General features: G+C 59.9%; 3 protein-coding genes. All 3 read left to right on the top strand.

The features are described from left to right. Positions 1 to 273, top strand: a 273-nt coding sequence (locus tag G5195_RS20110) for a hypothetical protein (RefSeq protein ID WP_421223947.1), incomplete at its 5' end; no start/stop codon positions are given. A gap of 70 nt (positions 274 to 343) precedes the next feature. Next, entirely contained in the window at positions 344 to 3,211 is a 2,868-nt protein-coding gene (rapA, locus tag G5195_RS20105) for an RNA polymerase-associated protein RapA (RefSeq protein ID WP_421223949.1), read from the top strand. Between the two features lie 36 nt (positions 3,212 to 3,247). Beyond that, on the top strand, positions 3,248 to 3,904 hold the full coding sequence (gene rluA / locus G5195_RS20100; RefSeq protein ID WP_421223951.1) for a bifunctional tRNA pseudouridine(32) synthase/23S rRNA pseudouridine(746) synthase RluA: 657 nt from the start codon (positions 3,248 to 3,250) through the stop codon (positions 3,902 to 3,904). Positions 3,905 to 3,992 lie beyond the last annotated feature (88 nt).

Genomic DNA, 3,992 nt, shown 5'->3' with positions numbered 1-3,992 from the left:
TTCAAAGGCTTTTCGAGGTTACCGACTTGGCTTTCTGCGTTGCCGCTTGCCCTGTCGATGGAGGCGCATTATAGGGATCTGGATCACGCTTGCAAGGGCCTTTTCGAATTAAATTCGCATTTTTGGTTCAACCGTTCACTAATCACCCAAAAAGCGCATTTATCCTGCAATAACACACCCGTTTGGCGAGATCGCTATCCTCTAGATGGCGTAGCGGCGGGAGCAGATCAAGGTTGTGGCGATTTGGTCTCTCTACATCTATATGCATGGTGATCGAGGTCACGCCTTCGGGTAACATAGCGCCCCTTTGCGATTCACACACTCTTGGGCTTTGGAGAGTTTAATGCCTTTTGCACTTGGCCAGCGTTGGATTAGTGATACAGAGACGGATCTGGGGTTGGGGACTGTCGTTGCTGTTGAAGGACGCATGGTTACCCTGTTGTTTCCGGCTACCGGTGAAAACCGCATGTATGCCAAAGAAGAGGCGCCGGTCACCCGGGTCAGCTTCAATGTGGGCGATCAGATCACCAGTCACGAAGACTGGACCATGACGGTCGAAGAAGTGCAGGAGAAAGACGGCCTGCTTATATATGTAGGTGTGCGCACCGACAATGATGAGCCCGTTGCCCTCAAAGAAGTGTTTCTCAACAACTTTATCAAGTTCAACAAGCCGCAGGATCGCCTGTTCGCCGGTCAGATCGATCGGATGTCCCGCTTCACCCTGCGCTACGAGGCGCTGGTAAACCAGCACCAGCGTCGTCGCAACCCGACTCGCGGTCTGGCCGGTGGCCGGGTCAGCCTGATCCCGCACCAGCTCTATATTGCCCATGAAGTAGGTCACCGCTACGCTCCGCGTGTACTGCTGGCCGATGAGGTGGGTCTGGGCAAGACCATCGAAGCGGGCATGATCATTCATCAGCAGCTGCTCTCCGGCCGCGCCCATCGCGTGCTCATTCTGCTGCCCGAAACCTTGCAGCACCAATGGCTGGTCGAAATGCTGCGCCGCTTCAACCTGCACTTCTCCCTGTTTGACGAGGAGCGCTGCATCGAGGCGTTTGCCGATGCGGAGAACCCCTTCGAGACCGAGCAGCTGGTGATCTGCAGCCTCGACTTCCTGCGCAAGAAGCGTCGTCGCTTCGAGCAGGTGCTGGAGGCCGAGTGGGATCTGCTGGTTGTCGACGAAGCCCACCATCTGGAGTGGAGTGAAGAGGCGCCGAGCCGTGCCTATGAAATGGTGGAAGCGCTGGCTGAACAGGTGCCGGGCGTGCTGCTGCTGACTGCGACCCCGGATCAGCTGGGCCACCAGAGCCACTTTGCCCGTCTGCGCCTGCTCGATCCTGAGCGTTTCTACGACTACGAGGCCTTCCTCGCCGAGGAGCAGGCCTATGGTCAGGTCGCCAGCGCCGCACAAGAGCTGCTGGAAGGCGAGACCCTGAGCGATGAAGCCAGACAGATCCTCGCCAGCCAGCTGGAAGGGTTGGACTTGAGCGATGCCGCCGCCCGCCAGCAGGCGGTCGCCAAGCTGCTGGACCAGCATGGCACCGGCCGGGTGCTGTTCCGCAACAGCCGCGCCAATATTCAGGGCTTCCCCGAGCGTCACCTCAACGTCTACCCCATGCTGCTGCCGGAGCAGTACAAGACTGCCATCAAGGTGATGGGCATGATGGGTGGCAACGGTGGCGATCTGCAGACCCGTGCCCTGCGCTACCTCTATCCCGAGAAGATCTTCCAGCAGTTCGAAGGTGACAACGCCACCTGGACCCAGTTCGACCCCCGTGTCGAATGGTTGCTGGAGCTGCTGCTCTCAGCCCGTCAGCAGAAGGTGCTGGTGATCTGCTCCGAAGCGGCCACCGCCATCGCGCTGGAAGAGGCGCTGCGTACCCGTGAAGGGATCCGTGGATCAGTGTTCCACGAAGGGATGTCGATCCTCGAGCGGGACAAGGCCTCCGCCTATTTCGCCCAGCAAGAGGGTGGCGCCCAGGTGCTGCTCTGCTCCGAGATCGGCTCAGAGGGTCGCAACTTCCAGTTTGCCAGCCATCTGGTGCTGTTCGATCTGCCCCTCAACCCGGATCTGCTGGAACAGCGGATCGGCCGACTGGATCGTATCGGTCAGCAGAATACCGTCGAGATCCACGTTCCCTATCTGGAAGGGACTGCCCAGCGCGCCCTGCAGCTCTGGTATCACGATGGTCTGGACGCGTTCGAGCAGACCTGCCCGACTGCCCGCCCGGTATTCGAAGCGGTACGTGAGGAGCTGTTCGAGCTGCTGGCCGCCAACACCGGCGATCAGGCAGCTCTCGACGCCCTGCTGATCAAGACCCGCGAACTGCACGAGCCGCTCAAGGCTCGACTGGAGCAGGGTCGCGATCGCCTGCTGGAGATCCACTCCAGCGGTGGTGCCGCCGCCCAGCAGCTGGTCGACAAGCTGGCCGCCGAAGATGACGACACCGGCATGATCTCCTTCGCCCTCAAGATGTTCGACGAGATCGGCGTCAATCAGGATGACCGTGGCGAGAACGCGCTGGTGCTGACCCCCGGGGATCACATGCTGGTCTCCAGCTTCCCGGGCTTGCCGCAAGACGGCATGACCATCACCTTCGATCGCAACACTGCCCTGTCGCGTGATGACATGGCGCTGCTCTCCTGGGATCACCCCATGATGCGCGGCGGTATCGACCTGATCCTGGGCTCCGAGATCGGTGCCACCTCGGTCGCACTGCTCAAGAACAAGGCACTGCCCATCGGCTCCATCCTGCTTGAGCTGATCTTTGTCGCCGAGTCTGCGGCCCATCCCCAGCTCTACCGCTTCATGCCGCCGACGCCAATCCGTCTGCTGATGGACAAGAACGGCCAGAATCTGGGTGAGAAAGTGGCGTTCGATGCCTTCAACCGCCAGCTGACTCCGGTCAATCGCCACCTCGGCAGCAAGCTCGTGACTGCATCCCAGCCGGTGATTCACGGTCTGATTGGCAAGGGCCAGGCCATTGCCGAAGAGCTGAAAGCCGGGATTGTCGACAAGGCCCGCGCCCAGATGGCGCAGACCCTGCAGCAGGATCTGGATCGTCTGGAAGCGCTCAAGGCGGTCAACCCGAACGTGCGAGACAGCGAACTGGATTATCTGCGCAATCTGCAGACAGAATTGCACCACCTGATCGATCAGACCCAACTCAAGCTGGATGCCATCCGCTTTATCGTGGTTACCCATAACTGATGGGGGCTTGCCCCCACCTTCTGATGCGAGACATTTATGTTTGAATACTCACCGCCTCTGGAACCCTGGCTCGATATCCTGTTCAAGGACAAGGACATCATGGTGGTCAACAAGCCCACTGGCCTGCTAAGCGTCCCCGGGCGTGGGCCCGAGAATGAAGACAGCGTCCTGCATCGGGTGAAACAGCAGCACCCCAAGGCGGCGGCAGCTCATCGCCTCGACATGTCCACCACTGGCGTCATTGTCATTCCCCTCAATCCCAACTCTCATCGGGAGCTGAGCCGGCAATTTCGCGAGCGGGAGACCGAGAAGCACTACCTCGCCTGGGTGTGGGGCGAGCCGGAAGCAGAGTCGGGACAGGTTGACCTGCCGCTCTGCGTCGACTGGCCCAACCGCCCGAAGCAGAAGGTGGATCACGAGGAGGGGCGTCACGCTCTGACCCTGTGGGAAAAACTGAAAGTGGAGAACGGCAACAGCCTGATCAAGCTGACTCCCATCACAGGTCGCTCGCACCAGTTGCGCGTCCATATGCTGGAGCTGGGGCACCCGATCCTGGGTGACAACCTCTACGCCCATCCGGATGCGCTGGCGGCGGCACCGCACCTTTATCTGCATGCGGCCATGTTGACCATCAGTCACCCCCGTAGCGGCGAGCGGATGACCTTCGAGGCGCCGGCTCCTTTCTCGGTCTGATCCCGCAAATCGCATGTCTAGTCCTGAAATAGGTTTACACATTTTCAACTAGCATTTCTCTACTCAGAACCCCCTATGTACCGCATCG

The organism is Aeromonas sp. 601039, assembly GCF_049174415.1.
Lineage (GTDB): Bacteria > Pseudomonadota > Gammaproteobacteria > Enterobacterales > Aeromonadaceae > Aeromonas > Aeromonas veronii_A.
This window is presented reverse-complemented; position numbering and strand designations above follow the sequence as displayed.

What these genes read in the sequence shown, in the direction of transcription:
- rapA (WP_421223949.1), top strand. Translation starts at nt 344, where the DNA reads ATGCCTTTTGCACTTGGCCAGCGTTGGATTAGTGATACAGAGACGGAT.
- rluA (WP_421223951.1), top strand. Translation starts at nt 3,248, where the DNA reads ATGTTTGAATACTCACCGCCTCTGGAACCCTGGCTCGATATCCTGTTC.